This is a genomic window from Citrobacter sp. Cpo142, assembly GCF_030332425.1.
Taxonomy (GTDB): Bacteria; Pseudomonadota; Gammaproteobacteria; order Enterobacterales; family Enterobacteriaceae; genus Citrobacter; species Citrobacter portucalensis.
Genome location: NZ_JAOWHW010000054.1, coordinates 1 through 395, shown reverse-complemented (window position 1 = coordinate 395; position 395 = coordinate 1). Strand labels below are relative to the sequence as shown.

At 42.0% G+C, this 395-nt stretch carries 1 protein-coding gene; it reads left to right on the top strand.

Annotated elements, in window-relative coordinates:
* A partial coding sequence (locus OGY18_RS02825; protein ID WP_502873473.1) for a T6SS immunity protein Tli3 family protein occupies positions 1–395 on the top strand: 395 nt, incomplete at both ends.

The following is a 395-nucleotide window of genomic DNA, read 5'->3' as shown; positions in this document are numbered from 1 at the left end:
TCACAGGTAATTTACCGGTTTGATGATAATCGCTACCTGGAGTTGATCGGTTATGATTGTGAAGGATATGTTGTTTACCATGACATAAAAAGAAAGATCCACAAATCAATTTATGGCAATCCAATCTATAGGGTTTTCTCGGGTGAGTTTATCCATCCCTCAGAACAGTACATACTTGTGCCTGAGTGGGAGCCAGGGGCATATAAAATATCTAAAGATTACGGACAAACATGGCAGGTCGCAACATATATGGCCCCTTTCCCAGCGCTGGAGAGAAACTCAGATGGTTTTATGCGTGACAGCCCTGAAGGAAAAGAAATAAAAAGAGTGGTGGTGGTCAATAACCAGGCGTTTATTTCCACAGCGCAGGACCATTTGTATATGAGTTCATATCC